Consider the following 17,812-nt stretch of genomic DNA (forward strand, 5'->3'; position numbering starts at 1 on the left):
CAGATCACAGGCTGGCAACCGGTCTGCGCACACGAGGTCGTTGACGACCGGAATCGTCGTTCCTGCAGGGCCGCCCTTAGGATGCAGGGCATGTTCCGCTCGAAGGTAAATGCTGCCGCCACCCTGTGCACCGCCGGTCTTGTGAGCCGGCGGGCCGCCCGCCTGACCGTTTTTCCAACCGTTTAAAAACGGTGAAAACGGTCGGCGCAAATGTCATCGACCAGCTCTTGCGGGAAACGGCGTGTATTGATAACGTTTCTTGGATACACAGCGTTATCCATAACGGTCCAAGATCAGGAGCACGCCATGGCCAAGCCCTTCCCGACCGACAATCCTTTCCTGCGCGGCTACTACGCCCCGGTGAACGTCGAGGCGGACGGTGCCCATCTGCAGATCACCGGCGAGATGCCCAAGGAGTTGTGCGGCACGCTTTACCGCAACGGACCGAACCCGCAATTCGCGCCGCGCGGCCCCTATCACTGGTTTGGCGGCGACGGCATGATCCACGCCATCCATATCGAGAACGGCAACGTCTCCTACCGGAATCGTTGGGTGCGCACGCCCAAGTGGGAGATCGAGAACAAGGAGGGCGAGGGCCTGTCCGGCACCTTCGGCAATCCACTCTATACCGATCCCCGCGTCATGGCGCTCAACTCGACCATCGCCAACACCAACATCGTCTGGCACGGCGGTCGCCTGCTGGCGCTCGAGGAGGCGCATGCGCCCTTCTCGCTCGACCCCGCGACGCTGATGCCGGTCGGCCCCAAGGGCGGCTACGAGACCTACGGCGACAGACTGTGCGGGCCCTTCACCGCCCATCCCAAGCTCGATCCCGTGACAGGCGAGATGGTCTTCTTCGGCTATTCGGCCAAGGGCCGCTTCACCAAGGAGATCAGCATCCAGAATGTGACCGCGGACGGCACGGTCACGCGTGCGGAGATCCTCGACGGTCCCTACTCGGCGATGATCCACGACTTCGCCGTGACGCGGAACTGGATCGTCGTGCCGGTGTTCCCGCTCACCGGCTCGATGGAGCGTGCCATGGCCGGCAAGCCGCCTTTCGCCTGGGAGCCGGACAAGGGCACGCACATCGCCTTCATCCCTCGCGGCGGCACCGTGGCCGACGTGAAGTGGGTGTCGGCGCCGCCCTCCTATGTCTTCCATCCGATGAACCATTTCGAGACGGCGGATGGAAAGGTCGTGATCGACGTGATGAAGTATGACGTGGCCCCGCTGTTCCCGCTGCCCGACGGCTCGCCCTCGGCGCCGCAGACGCCTGCTGCCCGCCTGTTCCGCTGGACGTTCGATCTCGCCGGCCAGGGCAATACCTTCAAGGAGGAGCAGCTCGACGACCGGGCCGGCGAGTTCCCCCGCTTCGACGAGCGCTTCTGCATGAGCGACTACCGCCATGGCTGGATCGTCTCGGGCAATGTCGCCGCCGCCGGTGCCCAGCGCATCGAGGGCATCACGCATTACGACCTCGCCACCGGCCGCAACACGACCTGGAATGCCGGCGCCAACGACCGCTTCGGCGAGCCGATCTTCGTGGCCCGCAACGACGATGCCGCCGAGGGCGACGGTTGGGTGCTGTCGGTGATCTATCGCGCCGAGGAAGGCCGCTCCGATCTCGCCGTGTTCGAGGCCACCGATCTGGCCAAAGGGCCGGTGGCGCTGGCGCATCTATCCAGCCGTGTACCGGCCGGCTTCCACGGCAACTGGCGCGGTGGTCCACTGTAGAATTGCGTCCGTATCATGGAGCGAAACCAACTCGTCGAGGCCCCATGATCGTCGTCCATCACCTCAACAACTCGCGCTCGCAGCGGATCCTCTGGATGCTGGAGGAACTCGGCATCCCCTACGAGGTAAAGCGCTACGAGCGCGATGCGGCCACCATGCTGGCACCGGCCTCGCTGCGAGCAGTGCATCCGCTGGGCAAGTCGCCCGTCATCAGCGACGGCGACCTGGTGCTGGCCGAATCGGGCGCGATCCTCGAATACCTGGCGGACACCTATGGCGGCGGCAAGTTTGCCCCTGCGCCCGGAACACCGGACCGGCTGCGCTACAGCTACTTCATGCACTATGCGGAGGGCTCGCTGATGCCGCCGCTGCTGATGAAGCTGGTGTTCAGCCGCATCCCACAACGTGTGCCCTTCTTCCTGCGGCCGGCGGCAAAGGCGATCGCCGCCGGCGTGGAGAAGAATCTGCTCGGGCCGCAACTCAGGAACCACCTTTCCTTTCTCGAAAGCGAGCTCTCGAAACGAGACTGGTTCGCAGGCGACAGCTTCTCGGCCGCGGATGTGCAGATGAGCTTCCCTCTCGAAGGAGCCTCCGCCCGCACCGGCCTTGGCGCGGATTACCCTCGCCTGGCGGCGTTTCTTGACCGCATCCACGCGCGACCGGCATACAAGAAGGCAATCGAACGGGGCGGACCGTACGCCCTGCTGAAATAGACGAAGGATTCGCTCCATGGCTCTGCCGGCTCTCTTGCGCGACTCGCTCTCCATTCCCGTGGTCGGAGCACCGCTCTTCATCGTCTCCAACCCCGATCTCGTGATCGAGCAGTGCAAGGCCGGCATTGTCGGCTCCTTCCCAGCGCTCAATGCGCGGCCGAAGGAGATGCTGGAAGAGTGGCTGAAGCGCATCACCGGGGAGCTGGCCGAGTACAAGGCCAAGCATCCCGAGAAGAAGGTGGCGCCGTTCGCGGTGAACCAGATCGTGCACAGTTCCAACGATCGCCTGCAGCACGATGTCGACATGTGCGAGAAGTACAAGGTGCCGATCCAGATCACCTCGCTGCGCGCGCCCGACGACGTGGTGAAGTCGGCCCACCGCTATGGCGGCCTGGTGTTCCACGACGTCACCAACATCGCCCATGCCAAGCGCGCGCTGCAGGCGGGCGTCGACGGTCTCATCCTGGTCTGCGCCGGCGCCGGCGGCCATGCCGGCCGGCTCTCGCCGTTCGCCCTGGTGCCTGAGGTGCGCAAGTTCTACGACGGCACGATCCTGCTCTCAGGCTCGATCGCCAACGGCGCCTCGATCCTGGCGGCGCAGGCAGTGGGCGCCGATCTCGCCTATATCGGCACGCGCTTCATCGCGACCAAGGAAGCGGCAGCGACCGAGGCCAACAAGCAGTGCATCATCGACTCCACCGGCGAGGAGATCGTCTACACTAATCTCTTCACCGGCGTGCACGGCAACTACCTCAAGCGCAGCATCGCCGCCGCCGGCCTCGATCCGGATACCCTGCCGGAAGCCGACAAGAGCAAGATGAACTTCGGCTCGGGCGGCAACATGAAGACCAAGGCCTGGCGCGATATCTGGGGCGCCGGCCAGGGTGTGGGCCAGATCCACGACGCGCCGCCGGCTGGCGAGGTCGTGGCCCGGTTGAAGGCGGAATACGATGCTGCCCGTGCCGCGCTGTTCGCCGGCGAGACGGTGCCGACCAGCCTCAAGCAGGCGGCGGAATAGGCCCACGATACCCGCAGGGGCGGGGGCATGCCCAACAAAGGTCCCTCGCCTCCCCTCATGTGACACGCTAAGAGCGTGTCACATGCTGCGTCGCCTCTATGACTGGATGATCCGTCTGGCGGGTCATCCCAAAGCCATCGTCGCCATGGGCGCTGTGGCCTTTGCCGAAAGCTCCTTCTTTCCCGTGCCGCCGGACGTGATGCTGGTGCCGATGGTGCTGGCCAACCGGCATAAGGCCTTCCGCATCGCCCTGGTCTGCACCGTCTGTTCGGTCCTGGGCGGGCTGCTCGGCTATGCGATCGGCTATTATTTCTTCGAGACGATCGGGAACTGGCTGGTAAACACATACGGCCTGCAGCAAGGCCTGGAGCGATTCCGCGCCGGCTTCGCCGAATGGGGGACCTGGATCATCCTCATCAAGGGCCTGACGCCAATCCCCTACAAGCTGGTCACCATCGCTTCAGGCGCTGCGCATTTCGACCTGTTCACTTTCGTGTGGGCGTCCATCGTGACGCGTGGCATCCGGTTCTTCGTCGTGGCAGCCTTGCTGTGGAAGTTCGGCGAGCCTATCCGCAGCTTCATCGAGGAACGACTGACCCTGGTGACATGGCTGTTCCTGGTGGCGTTGATCGGGGGATTCGTCGCCTTCCGATACCTGTTCTGAAGAGCTTGATGACCCTCGCCAAACTTCCCTTCCCCAGCAAGATCGGCCTGCTGGCCGCCTTGGCCAGCACCGCCTTGATGGGCGGCGCTCTCTTCTTCCAGTACGTGGTCGGCCTGCCACCGTGCGACCTGTGCCACTGGCAGCGCTATCCGCATATCGCGGCGATCGCGATCGGCCTCGCCGCCCTGGCGTCGTTCGCGGCCCCGCGGCTGGCCTATATCTTCGCGCTGACCGCCATCCTCGCCCTGTTCCTGACGGCAGGCATCGGCGTCTTCCATGTCGGCGTCGAGCAGCACTGGTGGCAGGGTCCGCAGGAATGTTCCGGCCGCATCCCGCCCGGCCTTTCGCCGGCCGAGCTCAAGAAGTATCTTTTCTCGGCCAAGATGGTGCGTTGCGACGCCATTCCGTGGTCGCTGTTCGGCATTTCGATGGCAGGTTGGAATGCCATCATCTCCGCAGCTGTCGCGATCGCATTGTCGGTTGGCGTCGCACGGCACATCAAGGAGACCCCATGATCACCGGCGAAGGACGCAATCCGGGCGATCCAGATCCGCGCAGAATCACCGAACGCGTGATCCGCGTCGACCAGGCCGGCGAGTTCGGCGCCGTCCGCATCTACGAGGGGCAGCTTGCCGCGCTGCGTCTCAAAGGACGCGCCAACAGCGAGGCCGGGCGCAAGATCGCGGCCATGGCCCACGCCGAGCGTGAACATCGTGCCACCTTCGACCGGCTGTTGGTGCAGCGGCGGGTGCGGCCGACCGCCCTGTCGCCGCTCTGGCATCTTGCCGGCTTCGCGCTGGGCGCCGCGACGGCCCTGATCAGCGACGAGGCAGCGATGGCCTGCACCGTCGCCGTCGAAGAGACCATCGACGAACACTATGCCAGCCAGGCCACGGCCTTGGGCGACGACGAAGCGGAACTGCGCGCGACCGTTGAGAAGTTCCGGGCCGAGGAGGTCGAGCATCGCGACACCGCCCTGGCTTCCGGCGCGGAGGAGACGCTGGGCTACGGTCCGCTGACCACGGCGATCAAGGCCGGCTCCCGGCTCGCCATCTGGCTGTCGACGCGGATTTGACCCTTCGGGCGATGCGCCTCTTGAGGGGCGCGCCGCGGCGGCTCAGTTCTGATCCAGTTCGCTGTCCCAATACAGGAAGTCGCGCCAGCTCTCGTGCAGGTAGCCGGGCGGAAAGGCGCGGCCATTCTCCTGCAGTTCGACCGTCGTCGGTTCCATCGGCGCACGCTGCAGGACCATGTCGCTTTCCCGCAGCAGCCGGTTGCCCTTCTGGAGATTGCAGGGACTGCAGGCCGTCACGACATTGACCCAGCTGGTCCGCCCGCCGCGGGATTTCGGCACGACATGGTCGAAAGTGAGTTCGTTGGTCGCGAACTCGTCGCCGCAATACTGGCAGGTGAAGCGATCGCGCAGGAAGACGTTGAACCGCGTGAAGGCCGGGCGGCGCGCCGCCGGCACATACTCCTTGAGGGCGATCACGCTCGGCAGCCGCATCTCGAAGGACGGGCTGTGGATGGTGCGATCGTATTCGGAAATGACGCTGACGCGATCGAGGAACACCGCCTTCACGGCGTCCTGCCAGGACCAGATCGACAGAGGGAAATACGACAGCGGCCGAAAGTCGGCGTTGAGCACCAGCGCGTGGCAGGACTCAAGGCCGGGCGTCACGGCTAGCTCCGCCGCCTTTGACTGTGACTACTCGGAAAATCCATCCGGTCCAGCATGGTTTTCATTGTGGCAAGGCTATCCTGAAAACACAATATGTCGATATCGAGGTCATCGAGATGTCGCTCAAGATTAATAGGTCCGTCAGCGTTCCATTCAACGGCTAAGCCGTTCTCGGGCTCCGGCCTCGGCCCCGAGCGATGTTGCCGCAAGCGCCAGCGAGCAGGCGGAAAAGATCATTACCACGCCGTAACCGCCGGTGAGATCGTGCAGCAGGCCGCCGATCCACGCGCCCAGAAATCCACCGGTGCCCATGCCCATGCTGATGAGGCCGTAGATGCGGCCAAAATTGGGACCACGATAGCGCAAGGTGGCGAGCGTCGAGATCATCGGCCCGCGTGACCCCATGCTGCCGCCGAACAGCAGCACGTAGAGCCATAACCACAGATCGTCCTGTGGGCCACGCACCAGCGCCAGCATGCCGACCCCGACGATCGAAGAGGCATAGGCGAGGATCGCCGCCAACTTGCGCCCGCCGCGATCGGACAGCCAGCTGAAGCCGACCATGCCGAGCGGCGTGAGGAAACCGGCCACTGCGAGCGCGCGGGCCGCGTAGGCGCCCTCGATGCCGCGCTCGAGCAGATAGACCATGGCCTGCGGCGCCAGTGCGAAGATGCCGAGCGACGTGAAACCGAACGAGAAAGTAAGCGCCCAGAATGGCCAGTCCCGCACGGCTTCGCCGACTGTCATGCCGCCCGCAGCCGATCCATGATGGCGCGCCAGTCCAGGCGCGCCACCGGCGATGCGACGCCACGGCAGGAACAGCAGCACAGGAATGAAAGCGGCGCTGATGCAGGAGAAGACGAAATAGGCTTCCCGCCATCCCGAGGTGACGATGATGCGCTCGGCCAGCGGCAGGATGATGATCGCGCCGACGCCCGACGCGGACCATGCGACCGCGAGCGCCACGCCAAGGCGATGGCTGGGGAACCAGCGTCCCAGGACAGAGGAACTCAGCACGCCCGACAGCGACGCGCTTCCGAAGCCCATGACGACACCGAGGCCCAGATAGAGCTGCCAGAGTTCGGTCGCGTGGAAGGCGCTGAACGTGGCGATGGCCGCGGCGGACATGCCCGTCACGGTGAGTGCCCGCAGACCGAAGCGATCGACGATCCATCCGGCGATCGGCGCCGCGGTGCCGCCGACCAGGAGGGCGAAGCTGTAGACCACGGTGACCGCACTTCGGCTTGCGGTGAAAGCCTGCTGCAACGCCGGCACGAAGACGGGAAACGAGTCGCTGATCGAGCGGCTGGCGACGCCAAGAGCGAAGCACAAGGCGACCAGGAACCAGGGCACGGATCGGCTCATCTCGTTCACCCTTGGCCGCACGACCTGATTGGCGCAAGCGCTTTGGCGGTCGGCAGGCTTGCAATCGCTGCATGCACGCGCCACGGTCCGCGCCGCGGAGGGATCTCGTGAACAGGACTTTCATCGTCGAGCGCGGCTTCAATGGACCGCGCCTGTCTGGAAATGGCGGCTATGTCGGGGGCCGACTGGCGCGGGAATTCGGCGGTGACCAACCGGTGGAGATCACGTTTCGCGCGCCGGTCCCTCTGGAAACCCCGATGTCCCTGCACCGAGTCGACGGCGCACTGCTGCTGCGCGACGGCGAGACCCTGATCTGCGAAGCGCGGGCGGGATCGGTGGATCATCTCACGCCACCGCCACCACCGAGCGACTGGCACGAGGTCGAGCGACGGGGCGAAGAAGGCGGCAGCCCCGAAGACAGCGACTTCCACTGGTGCATTGTCTGCGGTCGTGGCCGTCCGGTCGGCGATGGCTTGCGCGTCCTCGGGGCGTCGGGCCCCGGCGCCGGCCGTTCCCTCTCCTGCTACACGCCGCATGCGGCGCACGCCGACGCGACGGGGCGCATCCGGCCCGAGTTCGTGTGGGGAACGCTCGACTGCCCGGGTGCCTGGGCCGCGCAGGATCCCAGCGATTGGCGCCCCGCCCTCACCGGCCGGATGACCGCCAAGATCATCGATCCGCCCCGCGTGGGCGAGCGCTGTGCCGTGGTCGGCTGGAGACTTGGCACCGAAGGTCGCAAGCTCTATTCGGGCACGGCGCTCTACACCGAGAGTGGTCGGCTCTGCGCGCTCGGCCACTGCACCTGGATCGTGCTCAAGCCGGCTTAGCGATCGCGCACGAAGATCACGGCCTGGTCGTCACTGTAGGCCTGACGCCAACCCGGCAGGTGCGCCAGCAGGCGATTGGCGGGCTGGTCCTTGGCGAGAAAGGTCCAGGCAATGTTGTAGCGGTCGAGCAGCGCCTCGAGCGGCTCGTCGCCCCGCAGGTTCACGGCCTGGACATACTGTTTGATGAAGTCACCGCCGAACAGCTCGCCACGGCCGTCGATGAAGGTCGGGATGCCGGCACCGATCAGGAAACCGCCATAGCCGTAGTGATTGAAGACGTTCCCCTTGATGCCGGCTTCGCGCACGAATTCGAGCGCGGCCGTCGGCGCCGTCGACTTCGGCGGCTCGATACCGCCGAAGCGCACCAGTCCGGCCCCGTAGAGAGCAATCAAGGCGACGGCGGTGAAAGTCGAGGCTGGCCCTGCCGGCCTGGCGAGAGCCGAGAACCGGCCTTTGGGCTCGGCATCCGGCCGCAAGGACGGCCATTGGCGGGTCAGAACCGGTGCAAGAACGAGGGGTGCCAGCATGGCCAGCAACTCGGCATTGCGGACGTAGCGCAGGAACAGGTGCAGTAATCCGATCACGATCAGCAAGCGGATCAAGGGCACCTTGAGGCCACGCGAAAGCGCGAGATAGGCGGCAACGAGCAGAATGACTTCCTGCGTCGGGATTTCCTGGAAGTTGGGCGACTTCCATTCCGAGATGGCGCTCAGCGCATCGCCGAGGCCGAAAATGCGCAGCGTGACCAGGATCGATTCCGGCCCATAAGGCGTCACGCAGGCGGCGACCAGCGAACCGACGCCGAACTTCGCCCAGCCGAAGAACAATGCCCGCCGCTCCGCCGCATCACACGCGCCGACCAGGGCATCGAGACCGAGAGCCCCGGCCAGGACCAGGCCCAAGGTGAAGCCGCCATGCAGGTTCGCCCAGAACAGCATCGCGATCAGCAGGAAAGGATCAGGCGCACGCCGCTCCTCGACCGCCCGCACCAATCCGGCGACCCACCACAGCATGAAGAGGAAGGCGAGGACGTGCGGGCGCGACAGGAAATGCGGTGCCGTCATCGCAATCGCCGCGCCGGTGAACAGCAACGCAGGTAATGGTTTAAGATCGCGCAGCAGCAGTCGGAACATCAACGCGAAGCTCGCCGCCAACGCCGCCGCGCCGAGGACCACTACGCCGCCCCAGCCGCCGGCATCGTAGGCCGATGCCAGGATCACCTGGGACAACCATTCCTTGGCGATCCATGGCTGGCCAGTGAATGTAAAAGAGTAACTATCGACTGTAGGTACGTTTTGGTGCTGCAGAATCCAGTTCCCGACTGTGATATGCCAGTGGGTGTCCGGATCGCCGAGCAGCGGCACTCCCTTCAGGTTGGCAAGCCAGACGAAAACAACAAGCCCCAGCAGCAAGGGCCCGGAGAGCGCCCAAGGCGAGTGTGTTGACCGTACTCCCGCATCAGGGGAGAGGGAGAGGCCGGAAGTAACGGCCATGGCAAAGCTCCGAAATAACTAAAAGAATGAAATTTATTGCTTTGATATACAACGATATTTGAACCAGCACCAGAGCCCGCCGATCGAAACGGCCGCAAAGCTGGTTCTGCGGCTAGACTGGCGAAGCGGGATTGACGGCCCGACAGGCGGATGATCGAGGAGGACGGCATGGCGAGAGCGACGGCAAGCATCGGCACGACCAACTACGCGACGTCGATCACCACCGGACACCATCGACTCACAGCCGATGAAGGGCCGGAACTTGGCGGCAAGGACACGGGTCCCGCCCCTTATGACCTCCTGATCGCCGCCCTCGGTGCCTGCACGGTCATCACCTTGCGCATGTATGCCGAGCGCAAGAAGTGGCCGGTCGAGGCCGTCCATGCCGATGTCCATTTCGTCCGCGATGGCGACAGTCAGCGAATCGATCGCACGCTCCGGATCGAGGGCGCGCTCGACGACGAGCAGAGGAAGCGCATGGCAGATATCGCCGAGCGCACGCCGGTCACGCTGACCCTGAAGCGCGGCCTCGAGATCCGCACCACACTGGCTTGAGGAGACGAAGATGCAATTCGGATTCAGCGCCCCGACCGCAGGTCCTCTCTCCAGTGCCGACAACCTGACGAGGCTTGCGACCGGTGCCGAAGCGCTTGGTTACGACTACGCGACCTTCAGCGATCATGTGGTCATTCCGACCGACATCGAGGCTCGGTATCCCTACAGCGACACCGGTGAATTCAGCACCGCCGGCAACGGCGAGCGCAACGAGCAGCTTATCGAAGTCGCCTTCGTGGCGGCACGGACCTCGCGGCTACGCCTCGTGACGTCGGTCATGGTCGTCCCGCACCGTCCGGCGGTACTGGCGGCCAAGCAGCTCGCCACGATCGACACTCTGTCCGGCGGCCGCGTCACCCTCGGTATCGGCGCAGGCTGGATGAGGGAAGAATTCGAAGCGATCGATGCGCCCGACTTCGACAAGCGCGGCAAGGTGACGGACGAGTATGTCGCCGCCTTCCGCGAGCTCTGGACCCAGGAGCATCCGCGCTTTTCCGGGACGTTCGTGAAGTTCGACAATATCGTCTTTGCGCCCAAGCCGGCGCAGAAGTCAGGCCTGCCGATCTGGGTCGGCGGCGAATCCGGGCCCGCCCTGCGGCGGACGGCGCGACTCGGCGACGCCTGGTATCCGATCGGCAGCAATCCGACCTTTCCGCTCGACAGCCTCCGCCGCTTCCGGGCGGGCGTGGAGAAGCTGCACAAGCTGGCGGTCGAGGCGGGCCGCGACCCCAAGTCGATCGGGCTTGCTTTCCGGTTCCCGAAATACGGGTCCGCGCTCCCCGACAAGGCAGGCGACGGCGAACGCCGCCTCTTCTCCGGCTCAGGAGCGGCGATCGCGGCCGATGTGAAAGATCTGGCCGCAATCGGAGTCACCGCCATCGATCTCAGCTTCGGTGGCGCAACGGTCGCGGACATGCTGGAAGAGATGAAGAGGTTCCGCGGCGAGGTGATGGCGAAGCTCTAGGCCGACACCGTCAACGCTGCTTCTTTTTCCATTCCTCGTAGTCGCGCTTGGCCTCCTCGCCGGCAACCGGGAACAGCCCCTTGAGGGGACGGCCACGCGCGACTTCGAACTCGGCGAACTCCTCATACTCGTAGGCCTTCACCGCTTCCTCGGCCACCGCTTCGACGAACTCGGGCGGTATGACCACCACCGCGTCGCGATCGCCGACGACGATGTCGCCCGGATAGACGGCAACACCGGCACAGGCGATCGGGAGCTGCAGGTCGACAGGCCGATGGGCGATCGGACTCGGCGGCGAGGAAGGGCGCCGATGATAGGCCGGTAACCCGGTCTTGAAGACGCCATTGGTATCGCGAAACCCGCCGTCGGTGACGATTCCGGCGGCACCGCGAGCCTTCAGCCGGCCGACATAGAGATCACCCGCCGAGGCCGCCCGGGAGTCGCCGCGCGAATCGATCATCAATACATGGCCGGGCGGACATTCCTCCATGGCCTGCGGCTGGACCATCGATCGGCTGGTCGAGGTCGGTCCGTCCTTGTCCTCGCGCGAGGGAATGAACCGCATGGTGAAGGCGATGCCCACCAGCGGTGGCTGCTCCGGACGCAACGGCCAGACGTCGAACAGTGTCATGCTGCGCAGGCCACGCCGGTTCAGCACGCCGGTAAGCGTTGAGGTGCCAACCCTGGTCAGCGCCTCGCGGAGATCCTTGGCGAGCTCGGCCATGTCCTCACCCCTTCTTCTGCGTATAGGCGCCGCCCGAATTGGCCGCGCGGACTTCCGCCGCAGTCCTGGCCTTGCGGATATCCACGAGGCGACGCGCCTCGTCGTCGAGCATCGCCTTGGCGTTCTTCAATACCGCCTCGGCATGCTGGACCGGGAACTTGACCGCACCGTTCTCGTCCATGTGGATCAGGTCACCGGGAGCGACATCCATGCCACCGACCGACACCGGAACGTTGACCGCCTGCACCGCCATCTCGCCATGGCCAGCCGTCACGCCGCCCAGCAGAAGCTGGAACTTCAGCTTGCGGATCGCATCGACGTCTCGCGACGGCCCGTTCGAGAGCATGCCGACGCAGCCGACCGCCATCATCGAGCTCACCATCATCTCGCCGGCGAGACCGGCCTTGTTGTGCAGTTCCGGCGGCCATTTCTGCTGGATCACCAGGATTGTCGGCTTCTTCATGGCGTCGAGCGCATCGACCACATCCATGAACGACAGCCGTCCCGAGAAATTTGGATCGGGCAGGCCATAGACGCAGGTCACGGCGTAGCCGATGGTCGCGCCCAATTCGGGATAGATGCAACGGATGGACGTGTCGGTGTACCAGTTCTCGGTCCAGGGATTATAGAGGCCGAGACACAACGGGTTCTTCGGATAGGTCGCCACGACATTGGTGATTGTCGGCGTGTCGATCTTGCGCAGCTCGGCGAAGAGATCGTCGGACATCAGGTGCGTTTCTCCCGATTGAGTTGAGCGTCTGTTTTACCCCAATGGCCCGCTCCTTGCTCGTCAAAAGCCTTGCGCTTGACGAAACGCCGTATCGCCTGAACCCTTTCTCCAGGAGGCCACCATGGGCACTGCCTCGGCTGCGTTTTCCGCCAGCTCCCCTGGCGACGAAATCCCGATCATCGACATCTCAGGTGTCCGGGCGGGAGACACCGAGGCGTTAGCGCGCTGCGCCCGGGCTTTGCAGCACGCTTATGAGGACGTCGGTTTCTGGTTCCTCGAGGGACACGGCATCCCGCAGCCACTGATCGATCGGGTCTATGCCGAGGTGGAGCGCTTCCACGCCCAGCCTCCGGCGGAGAAGATCAAGCTCAAGATCAACGAGCACAATATCGGCTATCTGGCGATCGGCGCCGCGACGACGCGGCATTCCGACGTGAGCACCAACAATCGCCCGAATTTGAACGAGGCCTTCTTCGTCAAGCGCGACCTGCCGCTCGACCACCCGGATGTCATTGCCAACAAGCGCTTCCGCGGCGCCAATCAGTGGCCTGCGAACCTGCCGGGATTCCGCGAGACGATCGTCGAATATTGCACCGCAATGGAGCGACTCTCGCTCTCCATCCTGCCTATTTACGCCGTGGCTCTCGATCTGCCGCCCGACTACTTCAGCGAGGCCTTCCGGGAACCGCAATATCAACTCCGCATGTCGCATTATCCCGACACGCCGCAACTGCAGCAGAACGAATATGGCCTCGCACCCCATGCCGATACGTCGTTCATGACGCTACTGGCCCCCAACAAAGTGCCGGGCCTGTCGCTGCGAACGGCCTCAAATCGCTGGATCGATGCACCGGCGATCGACGGAGCCTTCCTGGTCAACAGCGGCCAGATGCTCAACCGCTGGAGCAATGATCGCTTCCGCGCCACACCCCATCGGGTGATCAATCGGTCAGGCGGCGATCGCTACGCGATCCCCTTCTTCTTCGACTGCACCATCGACTACGAGATGGTCTGCCTGCCGACATGCACCGGACCGGGAAATCCGCCCAAGTATGAACCGACGACATACATGAAGTTCGTCACGGCCTATCAAAGGGCCAACTACGACCATGTGCGCAACGCAGGGAGCACGGAGACGGGGACGGAGAAAGCTGGCTAGTCCCATTTGCGCGCCAGGAAGCGCAGGATGTCGCCGGTAAACTGGTCCGGCGCCTGAAGCATCGAAAAATGACTGACTTCTGGCTGAATCAGAAGCCCGGTTCGCGGGATCGCCCCCGCCATCAGCTCAGTGTTCTCGCGATGGATCGCCTCGTCATGATCGCCGTCGACGATCCATGTCGGGACCTTGATGCGGCCGAGATCGGATTCGGTCCAATGCGGCTGCGACTCCCACATATGGCTGATTTCCTCGAGGAATCGCTTGTAGTCCTTCGGCGTCGCCGATAGCGCCTCGTATTCCTTCTCTGCCCGGGCGATGAACTTGGTGAAGACCGGGCTCTTGGTCACATCCTTGACGCCGCTGGGATCGGAATTGGCCGCGAAGGCGAACAACCGCGAGACGCGCTCGGGGTGCTTCATGGCGATATCCAGCCCGATGATGGCACCGTCGCTCCAGCCGACGATCGCGGCCTTGTCGATCTTCAGATAGTCCATGAGACCGAGCACATCCGAAGCCATGAGATCATAGCCATAGGGTTCGGCATTGCGCGTACTGCGGCCGTGGCCGCGACTGTCCATGACGATGACCCGGTACTTGCGGGCCAGCGACGGAACCTGGCCGCCCCAGTAGTTGGCATTGGCCAGGCCGCCATGCAGGAGCACGACGGGCTCGCCGCCGCCAAACGTCGCGTACCAGATCGAGACGCCATTTACGGGCGCATGACCGCTCTGCTGAGCTGTCGGTAGGGTCGGCGTGTCCGGCAGGGTGAGCCAGCGCGGGGTCGACTGCGCGTTGGCGACCACCGCCGACGACACCAGCGCAAGGACAGCAACCGCGATTCCGACAGATCGGAGCCCGAGACGAATCATTCTTCCCTCCGCTTTTGGGAGAAGAATAATGGCGACCTCCGCGGACGCTACGACGAAATCCGCACAGCCGGCTACATTGGCGGGATCAGGCCGTTCCGACCGTAGGTGATACGCGGCGTGCTGATGCTGCCATCGGCCATCTTCTTGCCGGCGGAAATGAAGATCCCGACACCGGGCTTCAACTCGGCAGCATTGCCCATGTCGTAGGTCACCACCACGGTCTCCGGCGTGACGACAATCTTCTTCTCCCCGCCTTTGTATTTCAGCGTCAATGTCCGACCGTCGACACTGGTGACCGACTGCTCCACGCTGGCGTTGGTCATCGTGCTCTCGGGCTTCAGGTCCCAGGGGCGATGTCCCTCCCCCGTTCCGCGCATCGCCTCAGGGAAGATGTGGACCTCGACCGCCTTGAGGGTTCCGCTGGAGTCCGGCAACGCCGTCGCGCCGACAAACTGGCCGGGCTTGATATCAGCCAGGCTCGCCTTGACCATGGCGGTGTAGATCGGCTTCTCGGTCATGACGACTTTCACCGTCTCGCCCTCACGGGATTTGACGATGAAGTTTCCAGGTTCGCTGACGCTCTCGATCGTGCCGCGCAGCCGCAGGGTCTCTTGAGCCAAGGACGGTGATGCCGCCGACAGGAGGGCAAGTCCGCCAAGAAGAATTGAACGTCTCAGCATTTTCCATCACCCCGTTCGACTGCAGGCGACCAACTGTAGCGTACGCAGAGCGGATGCGATGCACACGAAGGGGTGATCACGGCGCGACAAGTTCGATAAGGTGGCGAGAAGAAACAAACTTCGGGGAGAAAGCGCCATGCGCTGTGTCGGAAAGCGAACCATAGTTTCCTTGCTGTGCGCAGCGCTCCTCGCACCGGCACTCGGCCAGACCGCTGAGGCGGCGGACTATCCCTCCCATCCCATCCGGCTCGTCGTTCCCTATGCCCCTGGCGGCGGTGCCGACGCCGTCGCCCGCATCGTCGCCAAGAAAGTCGGCGAGAGTATCGGCCAGGCCATCGTCATCGATAACAAGGGCGGTGCGGGCGCCATCGTCGGAACGGAAATCGTCGCCAAGGCCGAGCCGGACGGCTACACGCTTCTACTCGGCCAATCCGGTCCGATCTCCATCAATCCCGCCGTCTACAAGAGCTTGCCCTACGATCCGGTGAAGGATTTCGCGCCGGTGACGATGACGACATCCTACCCCTACATCCTCGTCGTCAACGCGGACCTGCCTGCCAAGACCCTGCAGGAGTTCGTCGCCCTGGCCAGAAGCAAGCCCGGCACCATGAACTATGGATCGACCGGCGTGGGTGCCGCCAATCACCTCGTTGCGGAGCTGTTCAACAGCAAGGCCGGACTCAAGATGACCCATATCCCCTATCGCGGCACCGCGCTTGCCGTCGCCGATCTGGTGGCAGGTCAGTTGACGATGGTCTTCGGCGACCCGGTCAGCGTGCTGCCGCATATCAAGTCCGGCAAACTGCGCGCGCTCGCCGTCACCACGCAACAACGGTCGCCCGTTGCCCCCGACGTGCCGACCGTCGCGGAGAGCGGCTATCCCGGCTTCGACGCCATCGCCTGGCACGGCATCCTGGCGCCCGCCAGGACACCGCCCGCGATCGTCGATCGCCTGAGCCAGGAGATCGCGAAGGCGTTGAACGACCCGGAAACCAAAGCCTTGCTGGCGAACCAAGCCATGCAGCCGGTCGGCAACAGCCCGGCTGACTTCGCGGCCTTCATCCAGAAGGATATCGCGACCTGGAAGGCCGTGGCGCAGGCCGCGCACGTCACCGTGGAATAGGGACAGTCATCGCGACAAGGGCTGACACGTCGTCACTGCGATCGAGCGACCAGACTGCATCGATCAGCGCCTGGATATCGTGGTCCGGCTGCCAGCTGGCCGCTTCCGTCCGCAGCTTCTGCTCGATCTCGCTGTCCTTCAGCGGGTTGGAAACGCTACCACGCGCCGCTTTGGTGGAAACGCTGTGTTTCCGGCCGTCACTGGTCCAGAGATCCATCTCGGCGGCGATGGTCGAGAACGAGGTATCGCTCGCCGTCTCGATGCGGTGGCGCATAGCGGCGACGGCCGGATCATTGACGCAGGCATCGGTGAACTGCTCGAGGCCCGCCTTGCCCAACACCAGGGCGGCCGCAACGGCGTGCTGCAGGCTCACCTGCGCCTCGCGACCCGTCGAGATCTTGGGCCGGTCGGTGCGCTGCAACAGCAGGGGATTGCCTCGCACCGCGACGCGCTCGACCGTCGCCTCGGGGTTTGCGAGACGCCAATCCAGCGCTAGGTCGAGCAAGGGATGAATGACGAAGCCCGAGGGATAGGGCTTGAGGGAGTTGTTGGCGACCTCCCAGGTCTTGCCGAGACCATCGGTCAGCGCCGCCCAGTTCGGCGGCTCCCCCATGGCGGCCAGGAAGCCCTGGGCACCGGCGATGGGCTCTTGCGGTCCGGAGAAGCCTCTCTCCGCCAGGAGGGCCGAGAGCAGCCCATTGCGCGCGGCGTTGCCCACGGAGAGGCTTTTGGCCGGCCAGCCCAGGCACTCGCATAGTCCAGCGGACTGGGTCGAGGCATTGCCCAGCGACCAGACGGCCTGCTCCGTTCCGAGACCCAACAGCTTCGCGGCTCCGGCAGCAGCGCCAAAGACACCGCAAGTCGATGTGATGTGCCAGCCCTTGGGATAATGACCCGGCGAGACGGCCAAGCCGACACGGCATTCGATCTCGACGCCAAGGACGAAAGCCAGCAACAGCTCCCGGCCGGAGACGGATTTCAGCTCGGCCATCGCCAGCAGCGGCGGCGCCACAGGCGCCGTCGGATGAATGACCGTCGGCAGATGTGTGTCGCAATAGTCGAAGACATTGGCGCCAGCGGCGTTGAGGAAGGCTGCATTCAGCGCATCGATCCGCTCGGGACGGCCGATCACCGTCGCCTGGCGACCGCCTGAAAAATCGCCGAGCGTCCTGAGGGCGATGTCCACCGGCTCTGTGCGACAGCCGGCGAGGGCAACAGCGAAGAAGTTCAGCAGGGCGCGCTTTGCCTCATGCCTCGCCTCTGCAGGAATATCTTCCCATCGGGATTCGACCACAAATCGGGAAAGGTCTTTCGTGACGCCAGGTCTGGGAAGCATGGGCTTTCTGCGCTTGCGTGTGACGGCCCAGCTAACGCCGATTTGTTCGATATCGGCAACGCATCTGTCCTTATCGACGATGTCTGGCGGAACTGAACGGGCACGAAGCCCTGCCATCACAAGCCGCTGGTACGCTCCGTGCATGGATTTTATGGTGATGCCATTGTCCCGGAA

General features: G+C 64.3%; 19 protein-coding genes. 11 read left to right on the forward strand and 8 right to left on the reverse strand.

Annotation, left to right across the window (positions count from 1 at the left end; genetic code table 11):
- Positions 1 to 306: 306 nt before the first annotated feature.
- The 6 genes from B5D62_RS28360 to B5D62_RS28385 all read left to right on the forward strand — a co-directional run bounded on the left by B5D62_RS28360 (position 307) and on the right by B5D62_RS28385 (position 5,207).
- Complete coding sequence (locus B5D62_RS28360; RefSeq protein ID WP_085937450.1) at positions 307 to 1,737, forward strand: carotenoid oxygenase family protein; 1,431 nt, start codon at positions 307 to 309, stop codon at positions 1,735 to 1,737.
- A 44-nt stretch (positions 1,738 to 1,781) separates the two neighbouring features.
- Positions 1,782 to 2,450, forward strand: coding sequence for a glutathione S-transferase family protein (locus B5D62_RS28365; RefSeq protein ID WP_085937452.1), 669 nt, complete (start codon positions 1,782 to 1,784; stop codon positions 2,448 to 2,450).
- A gap of 16 nt (positions 2,451 to 2,466) precedes the next feature.
- Entirely contained in the window at positions 2,467 to 3,468 is a 1,002-nt protein-coding gene (locus B5D62_RS28370) for an NAD(P)H-dependent flavin oxidoreductase (protein ID WP_085937453.1), read from the forward strand.
- Positions 3,469 to 3,550: 82 nt separating this feature from the next.
- Entirely contained in the window at positions 3,551 to 4,132 is a 582-nt protein-coding gene (locus B5D62_RS28375; protein WP_085937454.1) for a YqaA family protein, read from the forward strand.
- 8 nt (positions 4,133 to 4,140) lie between these two features.
- A complete protein-coding gene (locus tag B5D62_RS28380) occupies positions 4,141 to 4,647 on the forward strand; it encodes a disulfide bond formation protein B (protein ID WP_085937455.1) in 507 nt (168 codons plus the stop codon).
- Positions 4,644 to 5,207 carry a demethoxyubiquinone hydroxylase family protein gene (locus B5D62_RS28385; RefSeq protein ID WP_085937456.1) on the forward strand — a complete coding sequence of 188 codons (564 nt, stop codon included), beginning with the start codon at positions 4,644 to 4,646 and terminating at the stop codon, positions 5,205 to 5,207. The genes B5D62_RS28380 and B5D62_RS28385 overlap by 4 nt, the downstream gene beginning before the upstream one ends.
- A 42-nt stretch (positions 5,208 to 5,249) precedes the next feature.
- Here B5D62_RS28385 and B5D62_RS28390 read toward each other — a convergent pair whose 3' ends face one another.
- Positions 5,250 to 5,780 carry an HNH endonuclease gene (locus tag B5D62_RS28390; protein ID WP_231714977.1) on the reverse strand — a complete coding sequence of 177 codons (531 nt, stop codon included), beginning with the start codon at positions 5,778 to 5,780 and terminating at the stop codon, positions 5,250 to 5,252.
- Positions 5,781 to 5,966: 186 nt separating this feature from the next.
- A complete protein-coding gene (locus B5D62_RS28395) occupies positions 5,967 to 7,178 on the reverse strand; it encodes an MFS transporter (RefSeq protein ID WP_085937458.1) in 1,212 nt (403 codons plus the stop codon).
- A 107-nt stretch (positions 7,179 to 7,285) separates the two neighbouring features.
- Between B5D62_RS28395 and B5D62_RS28400 the strand changes: the two genes are divergently transcribed.
- Positions 7,286 to 8,005 carry a hotdog fold domain-containing protein gene (locus B5D62_RS28400; RefSeq protein WP_085937459.1) on the forward strand — a complete coding sequence of 240 codons (720 nt, stop codon included), beginning with the start codon at positions 7,286 to 7,288 and terminating at the stop codon, positions 8,003 to 8,005.
- On the opposite strand, the gene B5D62_RS28405 is transcribed toward B5D62_RS28400, so the two are convergent.
- Complete coding sequence (locus tag B5D62_RS28405) at positions 8,002 to 9,234, reverse strand: hypothetical protein (protein WP_170921184.1); 1,233 nt, start codon at positions 9,232 to 9,234, stop codon at positions 8,002 to 8,004. The two genes, B5D62_RS28400 and B5D62_RS28405, sit on opposite strands and share 4 nt — an antisense overlap.
- Before the next feature lie 432 nt (positions 9,235 to 9,666).
- Here B5D62_RS28405 and B5D62_RS28410 point away from each other — a divergent pair, with 432 nt between their 5' ends.
- Both B5D62_RS28410 and B5D62_RS28415 read left to right on the forward strand, forming a co-directional pair.
- Entirely contained in the window at positions 9,667 to 10,053 is a 387-nt protein-coding gene (locus B5D62_RS28410; RefSeq protein ID WP_085937541.1) for an OsmC family protein, read from the forward strand.
- A gap of 10 nt (positions 10,054 to 10,063) precedes the next feature.
- Positions 10,064 to 11,017: an LLM class F420-dependent oxidoreductase gene (locus B5D62_RS28415; protein WP_085937461.1), complete on the forward strand. Its 954-nt coding sequence runs from the start codon at positions 10,064 to 10,066 to the stop codon at positions 11,015 to 11,017.
- Between the two features lie 10 nt (positions 11,018 to 11,027).
- Here the strand turns inward: B5D62_RS28415 and B5D62_RS28420 are convergent, their stop codons facing one another.
- Positions 11,028 to 11,741: an RraA family protein gene (locus B5D62_RS28420; RefSeq protein ID WP_085937462.1), complete on the reverse strand. Its 714-nt coding sequence runs from the start codon at positions 11,739 to 11,741 to the stop codon at positions 11,028 to 11,030.
- A gap of 4 nt (positions 11,742 to 11,745) precedes the next feature.
- The gene (locus tag B5D62_RS28425) at positions 11,746 to 12,468 is read right to left on the reverse strand and encodes an RraA family protein (RefSeq protein ID WP_085937463.1); all 723 of its coding nucleotides are present in this window, start codon (positions 12,466 to 12,468) and stop codon (positions 11,746 to 11,748) included.
- Positions 12,469 to 12,592: 124 nt separating this feature from the next.
- Here B5D62_RS28425 and B5D62_RS28430 point away from each other — a divergent pair, with 124 nt between their 5' ends.
- Positions 12,593 to 13,630, forward strand: coding sequence for an isopenicillin N synthase family dioxygenase (locus B5D62_RS28430; protein WP_085937464.1), 1,038 nt, complete (start codon positions 12,593 to 12,595; stop codon positions 13,628 to 13,630).
- Here B5D62_RS28430 and B5D62_RS28435 read toward each other — a convergent pair.
- Positions 13,627 to 14,499 carry an alpha/beta fold hydrolase gene (locus B5D62_RS28435; protein WP_085937465.1) on the reverse strand — a complete coding sequence of 291 codons (873 nt, stop codon included), beginning with the start codon at positions 14,497 to 14,499 and terminating at the stop codon, positions 13,627 to 13,629. The genes B5D62_RS28430 and B5D62_RS28435 overlap by 4 nt on opposite strands.
- A 71-nt stretch (positions 14,500 to 14,570) precedes the next feature.
- Positions 14,571 to 15,179 (reverse strand): DUF5666 domain-containing protein, encoded by a 609-nt coding sequence (locus B5D62_RS28440; RefSeq protein ID WP_218191363.1) that lies wholly within the window; start codon positions 15,177 to 15,179, stop codon positions 14,571 to 14,573.
- A 136-nt stretch (positions 15,180 to 15,315) separates the two neighbouring features.
- Here B5D62_RS28440 and B5D62_RS28445 point away from each other — a divergent pair, with 136 nt between their 5' ends.
- Positions 15,316 to 16,302: a Bug family tripartite tricarboxylate transporter substrate binding protein gene (locus B5D62_RS28445; RefSeq protein ID WP_085937466.1), complete on the forward strand. Its 987-nt coding sequence runs from the start codon at positions 15,316 to 15,318 to the stop codon at positions 16,300 to 16,302.
- On the opposite strand, the gene B5D62_RS28450 is transcribed toward B5D62_RS28445, so the two are convergent.
- Positions 16,289 to 17,782: an MmgE/PrpD family protein gene (locus B5D62_RS28450; protein WP_336470177.1), complete on the reverse strand. Its 1,494-nt coding sequence runs from the start codon at positions 17,780 to 17,782 to the stop codon at positions 16,289 to 16,291. The genes B5D62_RS28445 and B5D62_RS28450 overlap by 14 nt on opposite strands.
- Between the last annotated feature and the right edge of the window lie 30 nt (positions 17,783 to 17,812).

Origin of the sequence: Enhydrobacter aerosaccus, assembly GCF_900167455.1 — a bacterium.
GTDB lineage: Bacteria > Pseudomonadota > Alphaproteobacteria > Reyranellales > Reyranellaceae > Reyranella > Reyranella aerosaccus.